The sequence below is a fragment of the Sulfitobacter sp. SH24 genome (assembly GCF_965641895.1).
Taxonomy (GTDB): Bacteria; Pseudomonadota; Alphaproteobacteria; order Rhodobacterales; family Rhodobacteraceae; genus Sulfitobacter; species Sulfitobacter dubius.
This window is the reverse complement of the sequence record NZ_OZ282575.1, coordinates 58,288-82,820: the sequence shown is the minus strand read 5'-3', so window position 1 is coordinate 82,820 and position 24,533 is coordinate 58,288. Positions and strand designations below refer to the sequence as shown.

The window sequence follows — 24,533 nt, the reverse complement described above, 5'->3', positions numbered from 1 at the left end:
TGCGGTGGGGTCGGCATGGGAAAATGCGGTGATTTAGCGGATTCCAGCCATCGGGCGGGCCAAGCGGCCAGAAAGCGTGGCGATTACCTTAGCGAGACACGCTGCGCAGCTGTAGGATCTGCATCCCAACCGCCATGGCCGGGCCAATGCCCACCGCAAACAGCAACGTGCCAAGGCCCAAAGTGCCTCCTAACGCCCAGCCAATCGCGACCACGGTCAACTCAATACTCATGCGCACCAGCGCGATGGGTTTGCCCGTGACCCGCTGCAGTCCCGTCATCAGCCCATCACGCGGGCCGGGGCCGAGGTTTGCCACAAGATAAATCGCGCCGCCAAAGCCTGTTACGAAAACACCTGTCAAAGCCAACAGGGCATTCGCCAGATAGCTCTCAAACCGTGGCAGGATCGGCAGTGCATATTCCAGCACCAGCGCCACGATCACCGCGTTCAGAATGGTGCCGATGCCCGGCGTCTGGCGCAGCGGAATCCAAAGCAGCAGCACCGTCGCACTGATGAGGAATGTCGCGAGCCCAAGGCTCCAGCCCGTGATGTTGGTCACGCCTTCGGCAAAAACGGTCCAAGGGCTGACTCCAACGCCTGCATTTACCAAAAGCGCTTCGCCCGTGCCGAACATCACCAGCCCGAGGATCAGAAACACCATCGAGACGAAGGGTGGCTTGAGGGTGAAGGCCTTGGGCGAACTCCACCGCAGCGTGGGGACAGAGGTGACAGACAGGAAACTCACGGGCGCGACCTCTGGCGATGCAATCTAGATGCGCACTTGTTCCAGTTTACGCCAGACCCGGCAAGGTCAATCCGCCCACGAATTTAACGCCAGCGCGAGAAGCCGAAGGTCATATAATCTTTCTGATAAGCATCCGCCGCCAATGCTTCGATCTCATTGTCATAAATATCGGCAAGCATGAAAGGGCCCGGCTCGACAGGCGCTGGTACGCCGGGGCTGGTCGCATGGCCTTGGGTCGCGGCCAGTGCGGCCAATTCAGCGGCCAAATCCTCTTCGCGGATGATACGATCCGGCAGGCAAAACTCGCCGAAACCCGCGATGGCTTGGGCCTGCGAGCACCACGCGGAATCCACACGGATTGAGGTTTGTCCGGCCAGATTGCCTTTAAGAAATTTCAGAAAGGCGACAAAGGCGGTGCGATGCGCGTCACGGTCATACCCCGCATCAGGGCCGTCCTTCGGCAGCGGCATCTTGTAGCGGCGCATCAGCGTGTTGCGCAGTTGACGATAGCTGCCCTCCCCTGTGGTTAGGATATGGCGGCAAAAGGCATCATGTGCCCGCAAGGCCGGATGGCGCAGCACGGTAAAGCCGCGATGCCCCGGCGTTTTGCGTTTCCACTGGCGCAGCTCTTTTTGCGACAACTTATCCCGCAGCGCCTCGCGCGGCACACCATCCAGCGCGGCCAGCCAATTCAACACCTGATCCTCTGGCCCGGACTTGATCGGCAGATAGATCAACCCGCTGGTCGCAGCGGCCACATAGGAGGGCACATTTGGCCCGCGCCGCGGTTCAAAGTTGGGGGTGCGTGTCAGGTCGAAACGGTCCAACCGCGCCAGCGCCTCCAGCATCTCGTCATAGTTGCTGACCTTGGCCGAGATCGGGCTGGGGTTCTGTTTCTTAAGGTTCTTGTCCAGCGCTTCCAACTGCTCATCCACACCAAGGTACCGCGCAAGGCCGTTCATCACCTCAACGCTTTGCAGGTCTTCGTAAGCCACGTAAAACGCCGTCTGGCCCGAGGTCTGCAAGCGGTTCAGTAGCGTGATCTGAAAGCGCTGCAAGGCGTCCAGATGCGCGCTGAACTCGTCAGCGTCAAAGACCGCCTGTGCCACCTTCTGCGCCTTCATATCGGTCAGCTTCCACTGTCCCGTCGCCTGCGCGATCTTCCAACTCACGTAGCTGTCGACCGGATTGCGGGTCAGCACGATTTTCGCGCAGCGCTGGTCTTTGATAATGGTATCAAAGACGCGCGGATCGTGATCGTGGAAATAGCGGAAGCCGCCCAGAGCATCCTGCTGCCCCCGGATCGCCGCCAGTAGCTTTTTGGGGTTTTCGTCCCGCGTGGCCTGATCGACGCCAAGGATCGGCTCACTTTTGGGATAGCCCATGAAGAAAGGGTTAAAGGCCTCTCCATGACAAGCGATCCCCGCAAAGGCATTCAGGTTCGCTTCCAGAAAGTTAGACCCGGTTCGCATCTCGGCGAAGACCACGAAACTATCGAATTTATCGCGCATGGATTATTTCACCAGATAGGGTTTAGGAGAGGGTTTGGCATCGCCAATCACCCCGCGGGCGACGGGGAAATCGCCGACCAAATAGGGATGCATACCTTGGTTCTTGAGGTTCTGAAGGAATTGGCCGAATCCGTTCAGATCAACCATGCGCGGCGCCTCTGACAGACGGCGCAGACGGGGGCGGCCAATCTCGTCCAATATGCCCTGTAAAGGCTCCATCGGCGCTTCGATGAATTCAGACATCGTCCAGATCCGCACGCGCGCTTTGGCATGGGGTGAACGCAGCACATCCATATGCGTACTTTCCGTTTTTTGCAGCTTTGCAGCAAGACGGCGAATATCAGCAAAATCAAGGTTTGAGCGGAACAGCGGCACTGCCCAAGCACCTGTGATGACCGAAATCTGTGCGTTAGGGTCTCTGGCCACGCGCCAATTGATGTCTTGGTTGTCCATTGGGCCGAACTGAAAACACTGTCGCTCGCCCCTCGTATTCCAGATCAGGTTGGTCAGGAACGCACTGGCATTGTGATCGCGCAGCACCGGGTTGTCCGACAAGGCTCCGTTCAGCGCGGTCTGGCCTTCAGCAAAATGCACACGGTCAGGGGCAAAGAGATGCCCATGCACCCGGGCCCCGCTGGCACGGCTCAGCCAATGTTCGAAATCCTCGAAAATCTCGGTGAAACCCTGAAATACCGAGTAAGGCGCGGCGGTGACACCATTCTCCCAATCCTCATTGGGAAACCGGCTTTGCATATAGAGCCCCGCACGGCCCCGCGTCCGCCGTTCCACGGCCTTGGCAAAGATGCGGTCGATCTTGCCGGGGTTCGGCTCGGTCTTTTTCATCGCCCCTGCGGGGTCAGTCAGGAAGGCATCATAGAGCCTGTCCGCATGGGGCCAAATCTTGCGCGCGACAAAGCAGTCCGAGCGGCGCAGAAGCTGGAGGTGGTCGTCGTAAAAAATATGCGGCTTGCCCTGAAAATCGAACTTGGACAGGGTCAGCGACCGGCTTTCGATCTTGCTGGAATAGAGCCTTGCAAGGGTCTGGAAATAGCTCTCATCCGGGATCCAGACATGGCGAAAGAACTTGTCGTAGGTCGGCCTGTCGGGGTCTTGCAGGATCGCCGACAGGGTGCGCCGGGTCAGGCACCACCATTGCGAGCCCATATGAGGCACGATCCCGCGCGGAATCCAGCGCTTCAGCCGCAGCAGGCGCTGCACCTCGACCGCGCGGTCGAACAGATAGCGATTGCGCCGCCACGAGAAGGGGAACCGCAGGGTAAACCGCTCCGCATCCAGCCCGCCCACGGTCCAGGGCACATCCGCCGTGGTGGCGCTTTCGATGAAATCGGTCTGGGGGCGGTCCTCAAGATAGTCGATCAATTCCTGCACCGGGCGCAGCGGCAGGCAGGAACCGGAGGCGAGATAGACATGGGCTACCTTCGGAAAGCGCGAGAGCATCAGTTCCGCCGCCCCCTGCGAGGCGGCAACGATCCCCCAAGTGCCCCACTCGCAGCGTTTGCGGGGGCTGAAATGCACATCCTTCAGGTCAGAGAGTGCCGCCACGAAAGCATCATGCGCCCGCCGGGGCACGGCCTTGTCGATATGGATCACCACGGGGCATCCCGCAGCGGCCCAATGGCGCGCGACCTGCTCGGCCCGGTCAAAAGCGTTGTGCACCAGCATGACGATCCCGACGCTCATGCCCAGTTCCCCTTGGACATAAGGCCGAGAATCTCAAGCTGCCGCCAATTGATGTACCGCTCTGACCACTTGCACCAAAGCTGCGGATCGTCCTTTAACTGCGCTGCATAGGCTTTGTATTCGACCGAAGCCGCGTAATGCTCGCTGCGCTGTAGCTCCTCTGCCGCCTTGGCACCGAAGGTGTCGAGGAACTTGGCATGAAGCAACACGCCGGAGGCTTTCTCTCCGCCCCATTCGTCATAGACCTGATTAAGCCCACGCGGCAGCAGCATATGGGTCGAACTGACATAGGCATAACGCCGGTCCCATTTGACCAGCGGCACCTTGTTAAGCGCCGGGGCCTTTGCGGGCGCGTCGGGAAAGAATACCCGCGCCCGTGGCCCGCCCTGAATCCAAAGGTTCCCGAACCGTCTATTGCGCGAAATGGTGTAGTTGCCGCTGTCGAACCACGACGCAATCTCAAACGGATTTTGGCCCGCTTGGTAAGGTTCCTCGTCAAGCCGCCCTTTGGGATACATATCCAGCAACATCGCGGAAAAGCTTTTGATCGACGACGCATCAAGCCAATCGGTCAGCGCCCGCAGGGGCCGCGTGTCGCAAAAGGGGTAGACCAGAAATTCATCGGGATCGACCGTCAGCGCCCAATGGCCATGGGCGTATTTCATTTGTAGCCAGTTCAGCCAGTCGACGCCGAAGCGCGCGCGCTTGTAGCTGGCCTTGGCGCTCCAGACCGAAACATCGGGTTGCTTGGCCAGATAGTCGAGGGCGCCATCGTCGCTGTCATTGTCCACGAAGAAGAAATGCCCGACACCCATCTCACGGTAGTATTTCAGGAAATAGGGCAGCCGGATCGCTTCGTTGCGCTGCGTGCAGAATAGCAAAATATCGTCAGCTTTGATCTGCGCCGTCCGGTTCGCCACAGAGGTCAACTCGCGCCGCTTGCGAAAGGCGCGGATGCGCCAGCGCTTGCGTTGCAGCCGCAACCGATATGACTGAATTAAGCCCAAACCGCCCCTTACCTTTTCGGACCTGACCGCTCTTTAGCTGCGCTATCACGTCGACTTTAACACGGTCTTGAAGTGTTCGGCCCATGTTGGCGCGATAAAAGTCGTCGCAGGGCGCGGGTCTGGCGGAGATGTGGCCCATTCTTCGATTATTCTGATCCATGAATAGGGCTCGGTTGTGGCGGCGTAAACGGCTTTGTCACCCAAGACCTCGTGCAAGACCGGTAAATCGTTGCATAAAACACGCGCTCCTAGGTGTAGTGCTTCGACGGGGGGCAGGCCAAAGCCTTCGGCATGGCTGGGAAAAAGCATTCCCGCCGCCCCCTGCACCAAGGCCGCCATTGCACTGTCGCCAAGGCCAGAAAGCTCTTGAACCGGGCCATCGGGCGGCAGTTGGTCGAGCCGATCAAAGACCGCCGCGTTATTCCACCCCCGGCTGCCGCAGATCAACAATGGTGGTGCGCCAAGGCCCATGGTCTGCCACAGATCAAGCAAGAACTCATGGTTCTTGCGTGGCTCTATCGTGCCAACGATTATGAAGTAGGGCCGTTTGGGCGGCAGGCCGATGGGCAATGCGCTTGCGTCTGGTGTTGGTGCTTCAAGCCCAAGATGGGCCACCACCGCGGGCGGCACCCGTCCCTGCATTTGCGCCTCACAGCGACGTTTCGTATCTTGAGAATTGTAGATTACCAGATCGGCATGTGCGCACACTCGGTCAATTTTGGCCCGAAAAGGCGCGACCGTGCCGGGGCGCTGGTATGCAGGATATTCCAGCGGGATCACATCGTGTATCAGAACCGAAATCTGCCCCTGCGCCTCTTTTACGGCGACCAAAACCCGGTCTGTCAGATTGCTGTGCCCCACGTTTAGATAGGCAAAGCCCGGCGGCAAATAGCGCCCAAGCATACGTGACAACTCAGAAGGCAAGCACCGCGCCAGCGCCAAGCGCCGCAAATCGCTTTCCGCCCGCATTAAAGCCACCTGTCGCCCCCGCGGCAGACGGGACAACAAATCGGCCCGGCCCCAAGGCCGTCGGCCTGCTAGCCGATTATAGAAAGCTTGCAATCCGGCACGATCAATCAAGACATAGCCCAAAGCCGTACGTGCCACGCCAAATAGCGGCGCGTCTACTGTAAGAAGATGTGAAAGATAGGCCAGTTCGACCCGATCAACCCCCGTAGCCGTCCGCCCGACCCGGCGCAAAGAGCGCGTCAGGTCGAGCAGCCGAACTGCGGGTTCAATCATTGGTATGCCGCTGTAAGAGCTTACTGCGCTGCCCGGTCAACTTGGGCAATGCTTTGTAGGTAAGCTGACAGATCATCCCGCAGTTCTTCGCGCGCAAGGCCAAAGGCCACTGTCGCCTGCAAGAAACCTGCCTTAGAACCGCAATCAAACCGCTGGCCCCGGAAACGGAAGCCGTAAACATCACGCTCCTGTTCGATTTCCTGTGCGATCGCATCGGTCAGTTGGATTTCTCCGCCGGAACCAGACTTAAGCTTGTTGAGGTTCTTTAGAACCGTCGGCGCAAGGATATAGCGCCCGATCACAGCAAGGTTTGAAGGCGCTTTATCTGCGGCGGGTTTTTCCACCATGCCTTTGACTTTGACCAGGTCGCCCTGCTCTTCGCTTGTATCTAGAATACCGTATGAGGACGCCCGCGCGGGTTCGACCTCCATCGCGGCGACCATGCTGCCGCCGGTTTCTTCATAGGCTTCGATCATCTGCTTCAAACAGGGCTTATCGGCGGCGATCACGTCATCCGGCAACATCACCGCAAAGGGTTCATTGCCGATCAAACGGCGCGCGCACCAGACGGCGTGACCTAGGCCAAGCGCCTTATGTTGGCGGATATAAGCAATCGCACCGCTGTCCATATTGGTGTCTTCTAGGGTCTTGAGAAGTTCGAGTTTACCCTTCTTGCGCAACTCTTGCTCAAGCTGCGGCGCGTGGTCAAAGTAATCCTCCAACGCCCCCTTGCCGCGCGAGGTTACAAAAATGAACTCTTTGATACCGGCAGCCCGCGCTTCGTCGATTGCATATTGAACCAACGGCCGATCAACGAGAGTCATGATCTCTTTAGGCACCGACTTGGTGGCGGGCAGAAAGCGTGTTCCCATTCCTGCAACGGGAAAGATCGCTTTTGTTACCTTCTTGCGCATTTTAATCCTTACAACTTATTCGAAATATACAGAACGCCACGGTCAATTCTCACCTGCGCTTTTCTACCGGCAATTATCATCGCTGAAACCGCGCTGTCTGGCAACTCGCCTGACTTCCTTTTTCAGCCGATCCTGCCGCCGAGTTAAGCGAAAAACCGCTTCATCCCGTGAAGATTTTCCATATATTCCACCAGTTTGCAGCCAGATAGCGTTGATCGGGTCAAAGGCAACGTGGTGATAAAGGGCTGTGGGTGACAGGCTGAATAGAGTGACGATTTCGCCAGATTCGGCGCGCTTTGCGGCTTTTGCTCGGTCCTTGGCCAGTTTTATAGGCCGCGTGAACATCGCCACGCTGCGACGCAGACAAGCAGGAAATGGGCGAAATGCGCTGTGGGCTTCGCGTGGTACGGCGCTGTTGCCGATCACGCGCTCCATTCCTTCGGCGTGGCCCTTATCTAGCCTATGCAGCAGCCGGATGACATCGCGCGGTTCAAGCCCGCCGCTCACCAAATAGCGCAACAACCGGCGGCGTTCAGATGCGCGCAAATGCGCCCATTGGGCAGCGCGATCCTGCTCAGGCAGATGTTTGCGGTGAAACACAGCCCAGCTGGCGCCGATATCATACAGATCGCGCGGCACACGGTTGGCACTGCGCATCTGGTTAGCCGCAAACCCGTGGTGGACTTCGGCCAAAGGCACAATTGCCGTGGCATGCCCCGCCCGCGCGAGGCGCATGTTCAAATCGGTCTCATCCAAAAAATAGTGAAAGGCGGGGTCGAACCCACCGAGGTCGGCCAAGACATCACGCCGAAAGGCCATATTGGTGCCTTCGGTTTTGATCGCCCGGCTGGGCGAAGGAAGCATAACGCTAGGGGTTTCGGCGTCAACGTCCAAGTGTTCCGGCTCACCCAGCGCATTTAGCTGGCGCGCACGATACTGAAAGGAGATCCCGTTGCGCCCCCGAACAAAGCCGGTCATGGCGGCTACGTCGGGCTGCGCCGCTGGGGCCATCAAGTGGCGCAGCCATAGTGGCTCTGGCACGGCATCATCGTCGATAAAGGCGACGACCTCTCCCGCGGCCTGCGCGATCCCAAGGTTACGCGCGACAGAGATATTGGCTGTATCAAAGTTCACCAATTTCAATGCGTCGGTAAAGGGCAGATCACGCACCGCGGCGATCCCGGCAGGATCTGCCACAACGATAACTTCGAAAGGGGCATACTGAAGCTGCCCGACCCCCGTCAAACAGCGCCGCAATGCTTCAGGCCGATTCCGGCTGACAATCACGATGCTGACCGGCACACCGTTTCCCAGCGCGCCATTGACGGGGGTGGTTGTCATTCCAATCCCATTTTCGCCATCATGGCTTCGAGCTTCGGCACATCTTCGGGATTGTTCAACTCCCAGAACTCGCGCCCTTTCGCTTCAACCTCGGCACAAAGCACCGAACGGCCATTTTCAAGGAAACGAAGCTGTTCCAGCCCTTCCAACTGCTCCAAGGGACCGACAGGCCAGCTTGGGTATTGCGCCAAGGCTTGAGGCCGGTAGGCATAGACGCCGACATGGTGGAAAACCGGGGTCATCTCAGCCTCTGTATAGGGCTTTCCGGTATAGGGAACGACCTCTTTCGAGAAGTAGAGCGCCCGGTTGTCGGCACTGAAAACCGCCGTCGTGCCGCCGACCCGGCCTGCTTTGCGATCGCCCAGCAGACTGTTGAGCGTGGCACCATCGCAGCGCAGAACGGGAGTGGCGATTTCAGCCTCGGGCATGTCTTTCAGTCCTTGCACCAGCCCCTCGACAAACCAATGCGGCGTCAGCGGTGCATCGCCTTGCAGGTTCACCACTACATCATATCGACCACCCAGCGCGGCATGTGCTTCGGCACAGCGTTCAGTCCCGTTGGCGCAGGTTTCCGAGGTCATCACCACCTCAGCGCCAAAACCCTCGGCAACTTCGCGGATGCGGTCGTCATCGGTGGCCACCACAACGCGGTCCACGCCAGACACGGCGCAGGCCGCCCGCCAGCTTCGCTCAATTAGTGACTGCTTTTTGCCCGACGCACCGGTAAGTGCGACGAGCGGTTTGCCCGGATAGCGGGTCGAGGCATAGCGGGCAGGAATGACGATAAGGACAGACATCAGCCCGCCTTCAGATCAACGCCCGGCGCATGGGCGATAAAGAAGGGGTTGGCGAAATCTTCTTTGCCATAGGTCAGCGGCGTGAGATCATCAAAACGCACCACGTCGCCCCCGGCACCGTTCAGAACCGCATGGCCAGCTGCAGTGTCCCATTCCATCGTGCGGCCAAGACGCGGGTAGAGGTCAGCCTCGCCCGTTGCCACCAAACAGAACTTCAGTGAAGATCCTGCCGAAGTCATATCACGCACACCGTATTTGCCGATGTAATCGTCGGTCGCCTGATCGCGGTGCGATTTAGAGGCGACAACCATCAGGGCAGAATTGTCTGGATCAGAGACGGAAATTGCCTTGGTCTCTCCCAACTGATCTTTGGCGAAATCGCCTGTTTCTTCGACAGACTGACCGTCGGCTTGGGTGAAGAACATCCGCGACTTGGCAGGCGCATAGACCACACCGCGTGTAGGAACGCCCCCTTCGACCAATGCAATATTCACTGTGAAATCCCCCCGGCGGTGAACAAATTCTTTTGTTCCGTCCAGCGGGTCGACGATTAGAAACGTGTCGCCCTTGGCGGTATGGGTCACAGATTGCTCTTCCGTCACCAACATCATGTCGGGGAACGCACGGCGCAGTCCTTCCGAAATGATCGCATCGGCGGCTTCATCGGCGGCGGTGACGGGGCTGTCGTCAGACTTTGACTTCACCTCGAAATCATTCTGACCATAGATCTCCATGATCTTATCCCCGGCTTCCAATGCCAGCCGCCGCATTTCTGCGACCAATTTCTCGTAATCCATTTTGCCTCCGGCCCTGCGGGCTGTCGTTGCTTCAATTAATCGTTTCCCTTATGCTGTGCAGCTAACGGAACAGCAAGAATTCCGTGCCACGTTAGGGCTTCGTCAAGGACGCGCGCATGTTCCAATCCAACAGAAAACGGAAATCCGGCATCGGGTCTGCCCTCTCTATGGCAGAGCTGATTTACCATTCTGTCGTGCGCAACGTCCGCAAACAGCACAACAATGCCCTCGTCGCCATTGTAATGAACATGCTGCAAACCGTACTGTTTGTGGTGGCCTTTTACGTGATGTTCTCAATCCTCGGGATGCGCGGATCGGCAGTACGAGGCGATTTCCTTGTTTATCTGATGTCGGGAATCTTCCTTTACCTGACGCATGTAAAGGCACTGGGGGCCGTCGTCGGGTCTGAAGGGCCGGCCAGCCCGATGATGCAACACGCGCCGATGAATACGATTATTGCCATCGCATCGGCGGCGATGGGGGCGCTTTATATTCAGGTGCTGTCGCTCTTTGTAATCTTGTTCATCTACCATGTGGCTTTCACGCCGATCACCATTGATCAGCCGATCCCCGCCTTTGGCATGTTGCTGACGGCATGGTTTACTGGCTGCGCGCTTGGGCTGGTGATGCTGGCGATTAAACCGTGGTTTCCCTCTTTTGTGACGATCTTTTCAACCGTCTATCAGCGGGCCAATATGATCGCCTCAGGCAAGATGTTTCTGGCCAACTCCCTGCCCGGCTACATGCTGGCGATGTTTGACTGGAACCCACTATTCCACAGCATTGATCAAGCGCGCGGATTCGCCTTCATCAACTACAACCCGCGTTACAGCAATTGGGAGTATCCGCTTTGGGTGGGGCTTGTCTTGCTGATGGTCGGGTTGATGGGCGAATTCTATACCCGCCGCCATGCTTCGATCAGTTGGAACGCGCGGCGATGAGACTGCTGGCCGTCCTCCTTTGTCTCTGGGCGCTTCCTGCCACCGCAACACAGGACGCATGGCCCGCCTTGTATGACGTGAGCGGCGTGGCAGAGAATGATGCACTGAACATCCGACAAGCGCCTGATGCTGCCGCGCCGATTATCGGCAGCCTTGCGCCCGATGCGGAAGGGATCGAAGTGGTCCGCCCCGATGACCACCACGGCTGGGGCTTGGTAAACAGCGGCGAAGGGCGCGGCTGGGTCTCCCTTCGCTATCTCACCCGGCAACCGGGGCAATGGGCTGGTGCGATGCCACCCGTGGCGCGCTGTGGGGGGACGGAGCCGTTCTGGTCCTTCGACGTGACCGGCGAAACGCTGAGCTATGATGCATTGGCGGACAGCCCGCGCGATTTTCGCATCACGCAGTCCGGGGCGGCGCAGGGACGGCGTGACAGCTTTCATTTGATTGGTGTGGGGCCGCAGGGTGCGGCGATCGCCACACTGACGACCCGCGCCTGTAGTGACGGCATGTCAGACCGCGCCTACGGGCTTTCTGTCGACCTCCTCTTGCAAGGAAATGACGGCTGGCAACATCAAACGGGATGCTGTTCGCTCAGCCGCTGAAACGACGGACTTTTCAAAAAAGTTCGTCTCCGTTTTCTTTAAAAGAAAACGTCACTCCACCACCCGAAGCGTCAGATTGATCCGCCCCCCTTTGGGCAGCAGCGTCGACGTGCCGGGCTTGATCCGATCCACCCCGTGATAGGTCAACCGCGCATCACCGCCCATCACCACCACATCGCCCGACTGCAGCCAGATCGATTCCGTCTTGCCGCCGCGCGTCAGGTTGCCGATCCGAAACAATCCGTCATCTCCCAGAGAGACCGAGACCACGGGCCACTGAAAGTCGGCCTCATCCCGGTCCTGATGCAGCCCCATGCGCGCATCGGCATCGTAGTAGTTTATCAAGCAGCATTCGGGACGGCGTTCCAACCCCGTCAACTTGTCCCAGATCGCCAGAACCGGTGCGGGGATCTCGGGCCAAGGCTGCCCATCGGGATGTTCGGTGACGTAACGATAGCCACGCCGGTCCGAGAACCAGCCATAGCGCCCCGCCGCGCTCATCCGGACCGACATGCGCCCACCGCGCGGGACTTCGGGGCGAAAAAACGGCGCCTGCCGCACCACGCCCCGTACCGCGTCCAGCACCTCCTGCTGAGCGACCCTGCCCAGAAATTCTTTGTGGATATCGAAGCCCCGCAGGCGCAAAGCAGTCATTTTTCGTTCTTCCCCACTCGTTTGGCAAAAACATCACGGAATCGCGACCATCCTGACAAGCCAATGGTTGCAGGGTGCAAATACCCTCCCTATATACGCTCCGAACCGTCGAAGGCACGTGGTCTTCGATGTCAACAGATCGGGGCAGGATGCCAAAACGGGTCCGCGTCTCGTGTCATCGCCTTAGATTCAAAGAGGGATCGAAACATGTCCAAAGTAATCGGTATTGACCTTGGCACCACCAACAGCTGTATCGCCATCATGGATGGCAGCCAGCCGCGTGTGATCGAAAACGCTGAAGGCGCGCGCACAACGCCGTCGATCGTTGCTTTCACCGACGATGAGCGCCTTGTCGGCCAACCAGCGAAACGCCAAGCGGTCACCAACCCAGAAAACACAGTCTTCGGCGTTAAGCGCCTGATTGGCCGCCGCAACGACGATGCGGATCTGGCCAAAGACAAAAAGAACATGCCGTTCAACGTCATTGATGGCGGCAACGGCGACGCATGGGTGCAGGCCCGTGGTGAAAAGTACTCCCCTAGCCAAATCTCGGCCTTCATCCTTGGTAAGATGAAAGAAACCGCAGAAAGCTATCTGGGTGAGGAAGTCACGCAGGCGGTTATCACCGTGCCCGCATACTTTAACGACGCCCAGCGTCAGGCGACCAAAGACGCTGGCAAGATCGCCGGTCTCGAAGTGCTGCGGATCATCAACGAGCCGACAGCCGCCGCGCTGGCCTATGGCCTCGACAAAGAGAACACGCAAACCATCGCGGTCTATGACCTTGGCGGCGGTACATTCGACGTGACCATCCTTGAGATCGACGACGGCCTCTTCGAAGTGAAATCCACCAACGGCGACACGTTCCTTGGTGGTGAAGACTTTGACATGCGCATCGTCAACTATCTTGCCGATGAGTTCAAAAAGGCCAACGGCGTTGACCTGACGCAAGACAAGATGGCGCTGCAGCGTCTGAAAGAAGCTGCCGAGAAAGCGAAGATCGAGCTTTCCTCGTCCAGCCAGACCGAGATCAACCAACCCTTCATCTCGATGGGCAAAGACGGCTCGCCGCTGCACATGGTGATGAAGCTGACCCGCGCCAAGCTGGAAAGCCTTGTGGGCGACCTGATCAAAGCGTCGATGAAGCCCTGCGCCGCAGCGCTGAAGGATGCCGGTCTCTCGGCTTCCGACATCGACGAAGTCGTGCTGGTCGGTGGTATGACCCGTATGCCGAAAGTCGCAGAAGAAGTGACCAAGTTCTTCGGTAAAGAGCCGCACAAGGGTGTGAACCCTGACGAAGTTGTGGCCCTTGGTGCCGCCATTCAGGCCGGTGTTCTGCAAGGCGACGTCAAAGACGTGGTTCTGCTGGACGTGACACCGCTGTCCTTGGGCATTGAGACCCTTGGTGGTGTCTTCACCCGTCTGATCGACCGTAACACCACGATCCCGACGAAGAAGTCTCAGGTCTTCTCGACCGCCGAAGACAACCAGAACGCTGTGACAATCCGGGTTTTCCAAGGTGAGCGTGAGATGGCAGCCGACAATAAGATGCTCGGTGCCTTCAACCTTGAGAACATCCCGCCTGCCCCGCGCGGCATGCCGCAGATCGAAGTGACCTTTGACATCGACGCCAACGGCATCGTGTCCGTGGGCGCGCTCGACAAAGGCACCGGCAAAGAGCAGAAGATCACGATCCAAGCGTCGGGCGGTCTGTCGGATGCGGATATCGAAAAGATGGTCAAGGACGCGGAAGAGAACGCCGAGGCGGACAAATCCCGTCGCGAGCTGATCGAAGCGAAAAACCAAGCGGAATCGCTGATCCACTCGACCGAAAAGTCGCTGGAAGAGCATTCCGACAAGGTCGATCCGACCACCGTCGAAGCGATCGAACTGGCCATTGCCGCGCTGAAAGACGAACTGGAAACCGATAATGCCGACAAGATCAAATCCGGCATCCAGAACGTCACCGAAGCAGCAATGAAACTGGGCGAAGCCATCTATAAGAACGCTCAGGAGGAAGGCAACGACGATACGGCACAGCCTTCCGATGCTCAGCAATCGCAGGGTGGCGACGACGACATCCTCGACGCCGAGTTCGAAGATCTGGACGACGACAAGCGCGCGTAAGCGTGAAACGGAACCTGTGAAAGGGCCGGTCCGTCAGACGGGCCGGCCCATCACGTTCCAGCGTAGGAGCATGATAACCCATGGCAAAACGTGACTACTACGAGGTGCTTGGCGTTGCCAAAGGGGCCTCTGCCGACGAGATCAAGAAGGCCTACCGCAGCAAGGTCAAAGACCTTCACCCCGACCGCAACAAAGACAATCCAAACGCCGAAGCCCAGTTCAAAGAAGTGGGCGAAGCTTATGACGTGCTGAAAAGCGACGACAAGAAAGCGGCCTATGATCGCTACGGCCACGCCGCCTTTGAAGGTGGCATGGGCGGCGGGCGTCCCGGCGGCGGCATGGGCGGCGGTCAGGGCGATTTCTCTTCGGCCTTTTCCGACGTCTTTGACGATCTTTTCGGTGACTTCATGGGCCAACGTGGGGGGGGCGGCGGACGCCGTGCCGCACGCGGTGCCGACTTGCGCTACAACCTGCGCATTTCGCTCGAAGATGCCTTCTCGGGCATGCAAAAGTCGATCACCGTTCCGGCCTCGGTCCAGTGTGATTCATGTGACGGCAGCGGTGCCGAGGGCGGCGCAGAGCCGACAACTTGCCCCACCTGTTCGGGCATGGGTAAAGTTCGTGCGCAGCAGGGTTTCTTCACTGTTGAACGCACCTGCCCCACCTGCTCTGGCATGGGTCAGATCGTCAAGAACCCCTGCAAGAAATGCCGCGGCGCGGGCCGTGTTGAGAAAGAGCGCACGCTCTCAGTCAACATCCCCGCAGGCGTCGAAACCGGCACCCGCATCCGGCTGGCCGGTGAGGGCGAGGCGGGCATGCGCGGCGGACCGTCGGGTGACCTCTATATCTTTATCGAGGTGGCCGATCATGAACTCTTTGAGCGTGACGGGCCGAACCTCTTCTGCCGCGTTCCCGTGTCGATGAGCACAGCCGCCTTGGGTGGTAATATCGAAGTGCCCACCATCGACGGAGGCCGTGGCCGCGTGCAGATTCCCGCAGGTAGCCAATCGGGCCGTCAGATGCGTCTGCGCGGCAAGGGCATGCCGCCGCTACGTGGCGGTGGTGTGGGTGACATGATTATCGAACTGGCGGTGGAAACCCCGGTGAACCTGACCGGCCGTCAGAAAGAACTGCTGCGGGAGTTTGAGGGCGAAGCCCATAACAACAACCCGGAAAGCAGCAATTTCTTCTCGTCCGTCAAATCCTTTTGGGATTCGATGAAAGGCTGATATCTGAGGGAGCCGCGACAGATGCGGCTCCCTTTTTCGCCACGGCTAAACATGGTGAAAGAACTTTTAATTACCCGTTAATCAATTACTAACCACTTTGGCGCGAAACTCTAGGCATGACCCGCGCCCCGAGAACCTTGGCTGACCAGCCCCTGCCCTATCTGCTGCACGAGACGCGAAATGCGCCGTCTAACACAGGCAAACAACCCTCCTATATCGCAGATCACCGGCAACGCCTGCGCTGCCGCTTTATCGAAGGGGGCGCGGCGGCGATGCCGGATTATGAGATGCTGGAACTTATTCTTTTCCGAGCCATTCCCCGCCGCGATGTGAAACCACTCGCCCGCGAATTGCTGGACCATTTCGGCGACTTCAACCGCGTCATCACAGCACCCGCACCGCGCCTGCGTGATATCAAAGGCATCGGCGAAGCGGTGATTGTCGAACTCAAGATTATTGAGGCTGCAGCCCAGCGATTGGCCCGTGCGAAGGTGCTGCAGCGGCATATCGTGTCCTCTTGGGATGCTTTGCTGGACTACTGTCACACCACCATGGCCCATCTGGAGATGGAGCAGTTTCGCGTCCTCTATCTGGACCGCAAGAACGTCCTTATCGCGGATGAAGCACAGGCCAAGGGGACCGTTGATCATGTGCCGGTCTACCCGCGCGAAGTTGCCAAACGGGCGTTAGAACTGAATGCCAGCGCAATCATTCTCGTGCACAACCACCCGTCGGGCGATCCCAGCCCTTCAAGATCAGACATCGACATGACGCGGCAAGTCGCCGCTGCCTGTGACGCTTTGGGGTTAACCCTGCATGATCACCTGATCATCGGCAAATCGCGCGAGCTAAGTTTCCGGAGCGAGGGGCACCTTTAGGCACGCGCCCCTTAGCGCACCCAAACCTCAACCCGACGGTTGGCCTGACGGCCCCATTCGCTGTCATCGCAGGCAATCGGCATTGCTTCGCCAAAGGCATCCACCCGCAGATCAATACGCGACAGATTGGCGGTCACCGCAGCAGCGCTGACCGCACGTTGCACCGCCTCGGCGCGGCGCAGCGCGATTTCACGATTGGCCCTTGCGGCCCCCTCTCCATCGCTGAACCCCACGAACATCAACCGCCGCGCGTCATACTGGCCCTGCTCCAGCGCGCGGGCCAATTGCTGGATGTTGGACCGCGACTGCGCATCAAGCCGGATCGACCCGGCCTCGAACCGGAAAGAGGTGGTGAGCCGCGCCATCGGCACAAGCGTCGCCGTCATGCGCTGCAACTCTTCCAGCGGGGTTTCAACACCGGCGGTGATGATCGCATTTGCAAAACGATTGCCCTGTTCCTCTACCGGGATTTCTTCGGGTGTTTGATCCACGAAGCCGGCCCTACGGATCACGATCTGTGCCGATGGGCCGCGGGTAAAGGCGAGAAATTCGCGTGTAATTAGCGGCAGCCGACGCGCCGGGAAATAGAGGAACATTGGCGCGGTCAGCGGGTAGTCTTCGGTTTTGATCGTGCGCCGCGCGGCATCCAGCGCAAAGCCGCAGTTACCGCCAAGGGTCAGCACTTCGGTCCCCCCCTGTTCGGCATAGCTGGTGATGCCAAGCGCAAAGACATCCCGCGCGACCGCCTCAGCCAGCGCGTCGGGCATGGCATGGCGGGTGACATCGGCGCTCAGTTCCAGCCCGGCGGGTGTGAGCACCTGATCCACGATCGCTTGGCTCAGCCCGCTGTCGACAGTCGGCAGGTGCAATTCAATGGGCGCGTCTGGACCACCTAAGCGCTGCCAGTTCTTGATCTCTCCGGCAAACACCCGCGCCAATGTCAGCGGAGAAATCTGTTTCACCGGATTTGACGCCGCCACCACAGGAACCACAGCATCCAGCGCTAGGACCCGACTGCGGTTGGTCCCGGTCAGATCACCCAGCCCCGCATCGCGGGCGTTGATCCGCTCGTCGCGGCGCACTTCACGCAGGGCCATCACCACATCTGCTTCATCCGCCAATAGATCGGCAAAGCCTTCGTTGGTATTGGTCGCGCGAAAATCAAACCGGGCGGCAAGTTTGCCGTCACCCTTACGCGACAGCAGCAGCGCAAAACGCCCCGCTTCGCCGTCTTCGCGGTCGACGGTATAGCCCTGCCGCGCAGCGAAGGCATCGATCAGCGCGGGCATCAAGACTGCTCCCATGGTGGCGGAGCCCGAGAAGCGCACCTCGGCCACGAAATCCTCTAGGTTGGGGCAACCCGGCCCGGCGCAGGACACGCCGCTGCTGTCGACAGTTAACTCGCCATAGTCGGTTTCGACCCGGTAGAATTCCCCGTCAAACCCTAGCAGGGTACCGCTGAGTTCGACGCTGCCATCGCGTGAGGATAGCGCGACATCCTGCGCCGCGCCCGTAACCGCCGTAAAAAGCAAAAGTGCGGCGCTGATCGCCGCACGTTTCAACCCGTTCATCTAGACCTACCCGGTTGCGTCAGTTCTGCGCGACTTTCAGGTCTTGGAGCAAATTATTCAACACCAGAAAGTTGCCAACCGCATCACAGTCCGGCACCGCGAGGGTCAGGTTCTGGGTTTTCACCTGATCGGTGCCACGCAATTCCAGCGCCTGTGCTTCGATCTCAAGCCCACAGTTGGACTTGCTGACCTCGGCCTCCACACTCAGCGCGACATCACCTTCTTGCGCCGCTGCGGCGACTGGAAAGCTATAGATTTCGGCCATCAACGGCTCAGCCACATCGGTATCGCCATTGCGGATCATGAAGCCACCTTCGCCCAGCACGGCGGTTGCCATATCGCGGGGCGCTCCCGACCAAACATGGCCTGCATCGCCGTAATCCGCACCAAATTCGCGGGCATGCAGTTCAAAGCCAGCGGCGCCTTTCCATTGCAACACCACGCGGTTGAAGTCAGACAGTTCCGGCACAGTGGTTTGCGCCACAGCGCCATCGCCGTTGCCGAAGGCCAAGATAAAAACCGCCTCTTCGGCCAGGGCGGGCACGGTGACATTCAACCGCCCCTTGTCATCCGTTACTTCGGTGAAGATCATCCCGTTGTGGTGCACGGTCAGCCGCTCATTGGGCAGGCACGCAGCATCCAGCGCCAACTTTACCATCGCCGCTGCAACGGCCTGAGCATCTGCGGTAATGTCACATGCAGCGGTGATCGCGACGCCATGGCTTTCGGGGGCGGGCGGCAGACCTTGCGGGGCGGCGGCCTTGGTCACCTGCGCGTCAGGCAGCGGAAGAGCGATTTCACTGTCAAGGGTGGCAGAAGTTAGGGTGATGCCCTCAACTTCTAGCAACGCGCCATTGCTCGCCACAGGGCGCTGCTTTTCGGCCGCACCATAGCGCTGTTCGGCAGTGTCAGAGCTTTGCATGACAAAGCCGATGCCTACGGCGCAGGCCAGAGTACCGACAGCGGTCAGAATTTCTTTGGTGCGGCGCATGACAAGTCTCCTTCAACGGATTCGTTGGAGACTTTATGGGCTAGGATCAGGGCCGGGGTATGGCCCTGAAAAGCCAAGTTATGGGCGAAAAGGTGGCGGACCTATTTGATTTCGCCGTGGCAATGTTTGAACTTTTTGCCCGAGCCACAGGGGCAGAGATCGTTCCGGCCTGGGTTGCCCCATGTGGACGGATCATTCTCATCAAAGCCCGGTGCGGCAGCCTCTGCCTGCTCAGATGCCTCATCTGCGGCCTCGGTTGCAGCGGCTTGCATCGCGGCCTGACGGTCAGCCATTTCCTGCATCATCTCGCGGCGCTGCTCTTCGCTCATCGGTTGGATTTGGCCCAGCTTCTGGGTCACGTCCTGCCGCAGGCTGTCGAGCATCGTCTCAAACAGTTGGAAGGCTTCGTTCTTATACTCGTTCAACGGATCACGCTGCGCGTAGCTGCGGAAGCCCACGACCGAGCGCAGATGTTCCAGCGTGAGCAGATGGTCGCGCCATTTGGTGTCGATGGCCTGCAACAGCAACTGTTTCTCGATGTTGCGCATGTTCTCTTCGCCAAAGGCCTCGGCCTTTTTGGCCATCAGCTCATCCGTGGCTTTCATCAGACGCTCGCGGATCACTTCGTCATCCACGCCATCTTCTTCACACCATGCGATGATCGGCACGTCGACGTTCAGCTGTTCGATCACCGCGGCATAGAAGCCTTGGGTGTCCCACTGATCGGCGTAGGTTTTGGGCGGCATATAGGTGTCGATCAGATCGTCGATCACCTGCTCGCGCATGTCTGTGACGATCTCATTAAGGTTCTCCGCCTCCATGATCTCGCGGCGCTGGCCAAAGATGACTTTGCGCTGCTCGTTCATCACATCGTCGAACTTCAACAACTGCTTACGGATGTCAAAGTTGCGACCTTCGACCTTCGCCTGCGCGCGCTCAAGCGACTTGTTTACCCAAGGGTGCACAATCGCTTCGCCTTCTTTGAGGCCGAGCGTGGTCAGCACTTTCTCGAGCCGTTCCGAGCCGAAGATGCGCATCAGATCATCTTCAAGCGACAGGAAGAAAGAGGTGCGGCCCGGATCGCCCTGACGGCCCGAACGGCCGCGTAGCTGGTTGTCGATGCGGCGGCTCTCGTGACGCTCAGACGCCAGAACGTAGAGACCACCGGCCTCTAGCACCTTCTGTTTTTCCTCGGCGTGCTGCGCCTCGATCTGGGCACGGATGTTCGCCGGGTCAGCTTCGGGGTCAGCGTCCAGTGCATCCAACACTTTCAACTCAACGTTGCCGCCCAGCTGGATGTCGGTGCCCCGACCCGCCATGTTGGTGGCGATGGTCACGGCACCCAGCTTACCAGCATCGGCGATGATCTGTGCTTCTTGCTCGTGCTGGCGGGCGTTAAGCACATTATGCGCGATCCCATCGGCCGTCAGCATAGCGCTCAGCTGTTCGGACTTTTCGATCGAGGTGGTGCCGACAAGGCAGGGCTGACCCTTGGCGTGGGCCTCCTTCACCTTTTCAATCATCGCCTCGTATTTCTCGCGCGCGGTGCGGTAAACGGCGTCGTCTTCGTCGACACGGGCAATTGGCACGTTGGTCGGCACTTCGACAACGCCAAGACCGTAGATCTCGGCGAATTCCTCGGCTTCGGTCAGGGCCGTGCCGGTCATACCGCCCAGCTTGTCGTAAAGACGGAAGTAGTTCTGGAAAGTAACGCTTGCGAGGGTCACGTTCTCAGGCTGGATATCGACGCCCTCTTTGGCCTCAATCGCTTGGTGCAGGCCATCCGAGAGGCGGCGGCCCGGCATCATGCGACCGGTGAATTCGTCGATCAACGTCACAGCGCCATCGCGGACGATGTAGTCTTTGTCGCGCTGGAACAGTTTATGCGCACGCAGACCTTGGTTGACGTGGTGCACGATGGTCGTGCTTTCCGGATCATAAAGGGTCATGCCCTCTTCGATCAGATCACGGGCGCGCAACTGCTCTTCGAGGAACTCATTGCCCTCATCGGTGAAGGTCACGTTGCGGGTTTTCTCGTCGAGCTCGTAATGCTCTTCGGTCAACGAGGGGATCAGCGTATCGATGATCTGATACATCTCGGAACGATCCTGCGAGGGGCCGGAGATGATCAGCGGCGTCCGCGCTTCGTCGATCAGAATGCTGTCGACTTCGTCCACGATGGCAAAGTTATGCCCGTGTTGCAGCATGTCCGACAGGTTCGACTTCATGTTGTCGCGCAGGTAGTCGAAGCCCAACTCGTTGTTTGTGGCGTAGGTGATATCGCAGGCATAGGCTGCGCGCTTCTGGTCCTCGGGCATGCCGGAATAGGCAACACCAGTGGTCAAACCCAAAGCGCCAAAGACTTTGCCCATCCACTCCGCGTCACGCTGGGCGAGGTATTCGTTGACGGTGACGATATGCACGCCCTTATGCGTCAGCCCGTTCAGATAGGCGGCAAAGGTCGCGGTCAGGGTCTTGCCTTCACCTGTTTTTTGCTCCGCGATATTGCCCTGATGCAGGAAGATCCCGCCCAGAAGCTGCGTGTCAAAGGCGCGCAGACCCAATGTGCGGCGCGCAGCCTCGCGGCAGTTTGCAAAGGCTTCGGGCAACAGATCGTCAAGGCTTTCGCCCGCTTCGGCGCGCTTGCCCAGCTCGGCGGTGCGCACCTTGATCTCATCATCGCTCAGCTTTTCAAACTCAGGCTCCAGCGCGTTAATCTGTGCCACAAGCGGACGGGTCGCCTTGATTTTCCGGTCGTTTGGCGTGCCAAAGACCTTTTTGGCGATTGTTCCGATACCCAGCATGTAATCTCCCGCCGAAGTTATGGTGTCTTGCGCCGACCCGCTTGCCGAGCGCCATAGCAGCCCATAGATAGTGGATGAGCCCGCGCCTCTCAGCGCCATAAGGCGATGTAAGGGGCGTGCCATACACTGTCAATGTAGCAGCCCTGCTACGAAGGAAGCGATTGGACCCAACCATGCAAAAACCCCTCACTTTTCTGTCGTCTTTGGCGCTTGCTGCCGCTGTGGCGCTGCCTGTAGCCGCCCAAGACGAACCGGGTGTCGACACGGTTGTTGCCACAGTCAACGACACCGAGATCACGCTTGGGCATATGCTCGTAGCACGTGTCACCCTGCCCCAGCAGTATCAGCAGTTGCCCGATGACGTGCTGTTCAAAGGCATCCTTGACCAGCTTGTGCAGCAGACAGCCCTCGCCGACAGCTTTACCGGCGAATTGCCGCCACGCGTGACCTTGTCGATCGAAAACGAAACCCGTTCGCTCACCGCAGGTGAGGCGATCGAAGGCGTGATGGCCGAAGATGTCAGCGACGAAGAACTGCAAGCCGCCTATGACGCGCAGTACAAAGACGCCGAGCCTGAGCAGGAATTCAACGCCTCGCACATCCTTGTCGAAACCAAGGAAGAAGCCGACGCGATAAAGGCTGAACTCGACGGCGGTGCGGACTTTGCTGAAATCGCCAAAGAGAAATCGACCGGCCCCTCCGGCCCCGGTGGCGGTTCGCTCGGTTGGTTCGGCCCCGGCATGATGGTTCCCGCCTTTGAAGAGGCCGTGGCTGGCATGGAAGCCGGCAGCGTGTCTGATCCCGTGGAAACCCAGTTTGGCTGGCATGTCATCAAGCTGAACGAGACCCGCACCGCCGAAGCGCCCGCGCTGGAAGATGTGCGTGAAGAGCTTGAGACCCAAGTGCGCCAGACCAAAGTGCAGGATGCCATCGAAAGCCTGACCGAAGCCGCCGAGGTTGACCGCAGCGCCGCCGAAGGCATCGATCCTACTGTTCTCAAAAACACTGAATGGCTGAACTAACTCATGGCTAAATCACTGGCTGTCTCGCCGCTCGCCCCGGCCCGTTTCCCTGAACTGCCGGTCATCGACGGCGTGACATTTGCCACCATCGCCGCTGGCGTGCGCTATCAAGACCGCACCGACGTGATGTTGGCGAAACTGGCGCCGGGCAGTGCTGTGGCGGGGGCGTTCACACGCTCTGCCACCCGTGCGGCCCCGGTGCTGGACTGCCAGGCAAAAATCGGCGGCGCCTCAGATGAGGGCGCCGCCATCGTCGTGAACTCCGGCAATGCCAACGCCTTTACCGGGCGCGGCGGCACCGACGCGGTTGAGGCGATCACCGCCGCCGCTGCCGAAGCCTGCGGTGTGCCGCAATCGCGAGTCTTCACCTCCTCCACCGGCGTCATCGGTGAACCCCTGCCCCATGAGCGTATCACTGCCGTATTGGGGGACCTTCACGCGAAACTTGACCCTGCAGGCATCGAAGACGCCGCGCGGGCGATCATGACCACCGACACTTTCCCTAAAGGCGCGAGCGCCAAGCTCGAGATTGACGGCAAAACGGTTTCAATCGCCGGTATCGCCAAAGGATCGGGCATGATTGCCCCCGATATGGCCACCATGCTGGTCTATATCTTTACTGACGCTCTTATCTCCCAAGACAAACTGCAACAGCGCCTGTCGACCCATACAGAGACGACGTTCAACTGCATCACAGTTGATAGCGACACATCAACGTCAGACGCGCTGATTATGGCCGCTACGGGAGCATCCGGCGTCGATGTATCCGACAACGAAGACTTTGACGCAGCGCTGCGCGATGTGATGCTTGATCTGGCGCATCAGGTCGTCAAAGACGGCGAAGGGGCACAAAAGTTCGTCGAAGTGGCCGTGACGGGTGCGTCGAACGATACCGAAGCCAAGGTTCACGCCATGGCCATCGCGAACTCTCCGCTGATCAAAACCGCCATCGCAGGACAAGACCCTAACTGGGGCCGCGTCGTGATGGCCATCGGCAAATCCGGTGCCGCAGCAGACCGCGACCGCCTGTCGATCCGGTTCGGCGATGTTGAAGTCGCACGAGACGGCTGGCGCAGTCCTGATTATTCAGAGGATGACGCCGCCGCGCATATGCAGGGCGAAAATATCGTGATCGGCGTTGACCTAGGCCTCGGCGAAGGCGCTTGCACGGTCTGGACCTGCGACCTAACCCACGGCTACATCGACATCAACGCCGATTACCGGTCTTGACCCGATGAAAACAGTGCTCGTCTCTGCCGCCGCGTTGATCGACATCGACGGTCGCGTCCTTCTGGCCCAGCGGCCCGAAGGCAAGCCCATGGCTGGCCTATGGGAGTTTCCGGGCGGCAAGATCGACCCCGGAGAAACACCCGAAGCGGCGCTGATCCGGGAACTGCACGAAGAACTGGGGATCGAGACGTGGGAATCCTGCCTCGCCCCACTGACCTTTGCCAGTCATAGCTATAGTGATTTTCATCTTCTGATGCCGCTTTTCGCTTGTCGAAAATGGGGCGGAACGCCTGTTTCACGTGAGGGGCAGACGTTGAAATGGGTGCGCCCAAACGAAATGCGCGCCTATCCCATGCCCGAAGCAGACGTGCCGCTTATATCAACTCTGCGTGACTGGCTCTAGCGGATCGTTGCAAAAATGCCCTA

The 24,533-nt window shown here is 59.0% G+C and carries 21 protein-coding genes; 8 read left to right on the top strand and 13 right to left on the bottom strand.

Annotated elements, in window-relative coordinates:
* Window positions 1-88: 88 nt before the first annotated feature.
* The 9 genes from ACSQ16_RS02785 to cysQ form a co-directional block, all read right to left on the bottom strand.
* Complete coding sequence (locus ACSQ16_RS02785; protein ID WP_243261772.1) at window positions 89-745, bottom strand: YczE/YyaS/YitT family protein; 657 nt, start codon at window positions 743-745, stop codon at window positions 89-91.
* 83 nt (window positions 746-828) lie between these two features.
* Window positions 829-2,256, bottom strand: coding sequence for a nodulation protein NodH (locus tag ACSQ16_RS02780; RefSeq protein ID WP_243261773.1), 1,428 nt, complete (start codon window positions 2,254-2,256; stop codon window positions 829-831).
* Window positions 2,257-2,259: 3 nt separating this feature from the next.
* A complete protein-coding gene (locus tag ACSQ16_RS02775; protein WP_243261774.1) occupies window positions 2,260-3,957 on the bottom strand; it encodes a beta-1,6-N-acetylglucosaminyltransferase in 1,698 nt (565 codons plus the stop codon).
* Window positions 3,954-4,964, bottom strand: a complete 1,011-nt coding sequence (locus ACSQ16_RS02770) for a glycosyltransferase family 2 protein (protein ID WP_093927542.1) — start codon at window positions 4,962-4,964, stop codon at window positions 3,954-3,956. The genes ACSQ16_RS02775 and ACSQ16_RS02770 overlap by 4 nt, the downstream gene beginning before the upstream one ends.
* A 45-nt stretch (window positions 4,965-5,009) precedes the next feature.
* On the bottom strand, window positions 5,010-6,206 hold the full coding sequence (locus ACSQ16_RS02765; RefSeq protein WP_435988584.1) for a glycosyltransferase family 4 protein: 1,197 nt from the start codon (window positions 6,204-6,206) through the stop codon (window positions 5,010-5,012).
* Between the two features lie 20 nt (window positions 6,207-6,226).
* The gene (galU, locus tag ACSQ16_RS02760) at window positions 6,227-7,120 is read right to left on the bottom strand and encodes a UTP--glucose-1-phosphate uridylyltransferase GalU (protein ID WP_093927544.1); all 894 of its coding nucleotides are present in this window, start codon (window positions 7,118-7,120) and stop codon (window positions 6,227-6,229) included.
* Window positions 7,121-7,183: 63 nt separating this feature from the next.
* Window positions 7,184-8,461, bottom strand: a complete 1,278-nt coding sequence (locus tag ACSQ16_RS02755; RefSeq protein WP_243261776.1) for a glycosyltransferase family 2 protein — start codon at window positions 8,459-8,461, stop codon at window positions 7,184-7,186.
* Entirely contained in the window at window positions 8,458-9,258 is an 801-nt protein-coding gene (locus ACSQ16_RS02750) for a 3-deoxy-manno-octulosonate cytidylyltransferase (protein WP_243261777.1), read from the bottom strand. Before ACSQ16_RS02750 ends, ACSQ16_RS02755 begins: the two co-directional genes overlap by 4 nt.
* Window positions 9,258-10,055: a 3'(2'),5'-bisphosphate nucleotidase CysQ gene (gene cysQ / locus ACSQ16_RS02745; RefSeq protein WP_243261778.1), complete on the bottom strand. Its 798-nt coding sequence runs from the start codon at window positions 10,053-10,055 to the stop codon at window positions 9,258-9,260. Before cysQ ends, ACSQ16_RS02750 begins: the two co-directional genes overlap by 1 nt.
* Before the next feature lie 116 nt (window positions 10,056-10,171).
* Here cysQ and ACSQ16_RS02740 point away from each other — a divergent pair, with 116 nt between their 5' ends.
* The gene (locus ACSQ16_RS02740; RefSeq protein WP_243261779.1) at window positions 10,172-10,996 is read left to right on the top strand and encodes an ABC transporter permease; all 825 of its coding nucleotides are present in this window, start codon (window positions 10,172-10,174) and stop codon (window positions 10,994-10,996) included.
* Complete coding sequence (locus tag ACSQ16_RS02735) at window positions 10,993-11,601, top strand: COG3650 family protein (protein ID WP_243261780.1); 609 nt, start codon at window positions 10,993-10,995, stop codon at window positions 11,599-11,601. Before ACSQ16_RS02740 ends, ACSQ16_RS02735 begins: the two co-directional genes overlap by 4 nt.
* Before the next feature lie 51 nt (window positions 11,602-11,652).
* On the opposite strand, the gene ACSQ16_RS02730 is transcribed toward ACSQ16_RS02735, so the two are convergent.
* Window positions 11,653-12,255: an alpha-ketoglutarate-dependent dioxygenase AlkB family protein gene (locus ACSQ16_RS02730; RefSeq protein ID WP_243261781.1), complete on the bottom strand. Its 603-nt coding sequence runs from the start codon at window positions 12,253-12,255 to the stop codon at window positions 11,653-11,655.
* A gap of 207 nt (window positions 12,256-12,462) precedes the next feature.
* On the opposite strand from ACSQ16_RS02730, the gene dnaK reads away from it, so the two are divergent.
* The 3 genes from dnaK to radC all read left to right on the top strand — a co-directional run bounded on the left by dnaK (window position 12,463) and on the right by radC (window position 16,489).
* Window positions 12,463-14,382, top strand: a complete 1,920-nt coding sequence (gene dnaK / locus ACSQ16_RS02725) for a molecular chaperone DnaK (protein WP_243261782.1) — start codon at window positions 12,463-12,465, stop codon at window positions 14,380-14,382.
* An 80-nt stretch (window positions 14,383-14,462) separates the two neighbouring features.
* Window positions 14,463-15,611 carry a molecular chaperone DnaJ gene (gene dnaJ / locus ACSQ16_RS02720; RefSeq protein WP_093927552.1) on the top strand — a complete coding sequence of 383 codons (1,149 nt, stop codon included), beginning with the start codon at window positions 14,463-14,465 and terminating at the stop codon, window positions 15,609-15,611.
* Between the two features lie 116 nt (window positions 15,612-15,727).
* The gene (radC, locus tag ACSQ16_RS02715) at window positions 15,728-16,489 is read left to right on the top strand and encodes a RadC family protein (RefSeq protein WP_243261783.1); all 762 of its coding nucleotides are present in this window, start codon (window positions 15,728-15,730) and stop codon (window positions 16,487-16,489) included.
* An 11-nt stretch (window positions 16,490-16,500) separates the two neighbouring features.
* On the opposite strand, the gene ACSQ16_RS02710 is transcribed toward radC, so the two are convergent.
* The 3 genes from ACSQ16_RS02710 to secA all read right to left on the bottom strand — a co-directional run bounded on the left by ACSQ16_RS02710 (window position 16,501) and on the right by secA (window position 21,855).
* A complete protein-coding gene (locus ACSQ16_RS02710; protein ID WP_243261784.1) occupies window positions 16,501-18,060 on the bottom strand; it encodes a phosphate ABC transporter substrate-binding/OmpA family protein in 1,560 nt (519 codons plus the stop codon).
* A gap of 19 nt (window positions 18,061-18,079) precedes the next feature.
* A complete protein-coding gene (locus ACSQ16_RS02705) occupies window positions 18,080-19,051 on the bottom strand; it encodes a hypothetical protein (protein WP_243261785.1) in 972 nt (323 codons plus the stop codon).
* Window positions 19,052-19,152: 101 nt separating this feature from the next.
* The gene (gene secA / locus ACSQ16_RS02700) at window positions 19,153-21,855 is read right to left on the bottom strand and encodes a preprotein translocase subunit SecA (protein ID WP_243261786.1); all 2,703 of its coding nucleotides are present in this window, start codon (window positions 21,853-21,855) and stop codon (window positions 19,153-19,155) included.
* A 173-nt stretch (window positions 21,856-22,028) separates the two neighbouring features.
* Here secA and ACSQ16_RS02695 point away from each other — a divergent pair, with 173 nt between their 5' ends.
* Genes ACSQ16_RS02695 through mutT form a run of 3 tightly spaced genes read left to right on the top strand, consistent with a single transcriptional unit; the run spans window position 22,029 to window position 24,510 of the window.
* On the top strand, window positions 22,029-22,877 hold the full coding sequence (locus ACSQ16_RS02695) for a peptidylprolyl isomerase (RefSeq protein WP_243261787.1): 849 nt from the start codon (window positions 22,029-22,031) through the stop codon (window positions 22,875-22,877).
* 3 nt (window positions 22,878-22,880) lie between these two features.
* A complete protein-coding gene (argJ, locus tag ACSQ16_RS02690; protein WP_243261788.1) occupies window positions 22,881-24,107 on the top strand; it encodes a bifunctional glutamate N-acetyltransferase/amino-acid acetyltransferase ArgJ in 1,227 nt (408 codons plus the stop codon).
* Window positions 24,108-24,111: 4 nt separating this feature from the next.
* Window positions 24,112-24,510 carry an 8-oxo-dGTP diphosphatase MutT gene (gene mutT / locus ACSQ16_RS02685; protein ID WP_243261789.1) on the top strand — a complete coding sequence of 133 codons (399 nt, stop codon included), beginning with the start codon at window positions 24,112-24,114 and terminating at the stop codon, window positions 24,508-24,510.
* The last annotated feature ends 23 nt before the right edge of the window (window positions 24,511-24,533 follow it).

Coding starts and splice junctions, on each gene's coding strand:
- ACSQ16_RS02780 (WP_243261773.1), bottom strand. CDS start 2,256: ATGCGCGATAAATTCGATAGTTTCGTGGTCTTCGCCGAGATGCGAACC.
- ACSQ16_RS02775 (WP_243261774.1), bottom strand. CDS start 3,957: ATGAGCGTCGGGATCGTCATGCTGGTGCACAACGCTTTTGACCGGGCC.
- ACSQ16_RS02765 (WP_435988584.1), bottom strand. CDS start 6,206: ATGATTGAACCCGCAGTTCGGCTGCTCGACCTGACGCGCTCTTTGCGC.
- galU (WP_093927544.1), bottom strand. CDS start 7,120: ATGCGCAAGAAGGTAACAAAAGCGATCTTTCCCGTTGCAGGAATGGGA.
- ACSQ16_RS02755 (WP_243261776.1), bottom strand. CDS start 8,461: ATGACAACCACCCCCGTCAATGGCGCGCTGGGAAACGGTGTGCCGGTC.
- ACSQ16_RS02750 (WP_243261777.1), bottom strand. CDS start 9,258: ATGTCTGTCCTTATCGTCATTCCTGCCCGCTATGCCTCGACCCGCTAT.
- cysQ (WP_243261778.1), bottom strand. CDS start 10,055: ATGGATTACGAGAAATTGGTCGCAGAAATGCGGCGGCTGGCATTGGAA.
- ACSQ16_RS02740 (WP_243261779.1), top strand. CDS start 10,172: ATGTTCCAATCCAACAGAAAACGGAAATCCGGCATCGGGTCTGCCCTC.
- ACSQ16_RS02735 (WP_243261780.1), top strand. CDS start 10,993: ATGAGACTGCTGGCCGTCCTCCTTTGTCTCTGGGCGCTTCCTGCCACC.
- ACSQ16_RS02730 (WP_243261781.1), bottom strand. CDS start 12,255: ATGACTGCTTTGCGCCTGCGGGGCTTCGATATCCACAAAGAATTTCTG.
- dnaK (WP_243261782.1), top strand. CDS start 12,463: ATGTCCAAAGTAATCGGTATTGACCTTGGCACCACCAACAGCTGTATC.
- dnaJ (WP_093927552.1), top strand. CDS start 14,463: ATGGCAAAACGTGACTACTACGAGGTGCTTGGCGTTGCCAAAGGGGCC.
- radC (WP_243261783.1), top strand. CDS start 15,728: ATGACCCGCGCCCCGAGAACCTTGGCTGACCAGCCCCTGCCCTATCTG.
- ACSQ16_RS02710 (WP_243261784.1), bottom strand. CDS start 18,060: ATGAACGGGTTGAAACGTGCGGCGATCAGCGCCGCACTTTTGCTTTTT.
- ACSQ16_RS02705 (WP_243261785.1), bottom strand. CDS start 19,051: ATGCGCCGCACCAAAGAAATTCTGACCGCTGTCGGTACTCTGGCCTGC.
- secA (WP_243261786.1), bottom strand. CDS start 21,855: ATGCTGGGTATCGGAACAATCGCCAAAAAGGTCTTTGGCACGCCAAAC.
- ACSQ16_RS02695 (WP_243261787.1), top strand. CDS start 22,029: ATGCAAAAACCCCTCACTTTTCTGTCGTCTTTGGCGCTTGCTGCCGCT.
- argJ (WP_243261788.1), top strand. CDS start 22,881: ATGGCTAAATCACTGGCTGTCTCGCCGCTCGCCCCGGCCCGTTTCCCT.
- mutT (WP_243261789.1), top strand. CDS start 24,112: ATGAAAACAGTGCTCGTCTCTGCCGCCGCGTTGATCGACATCGACGGT.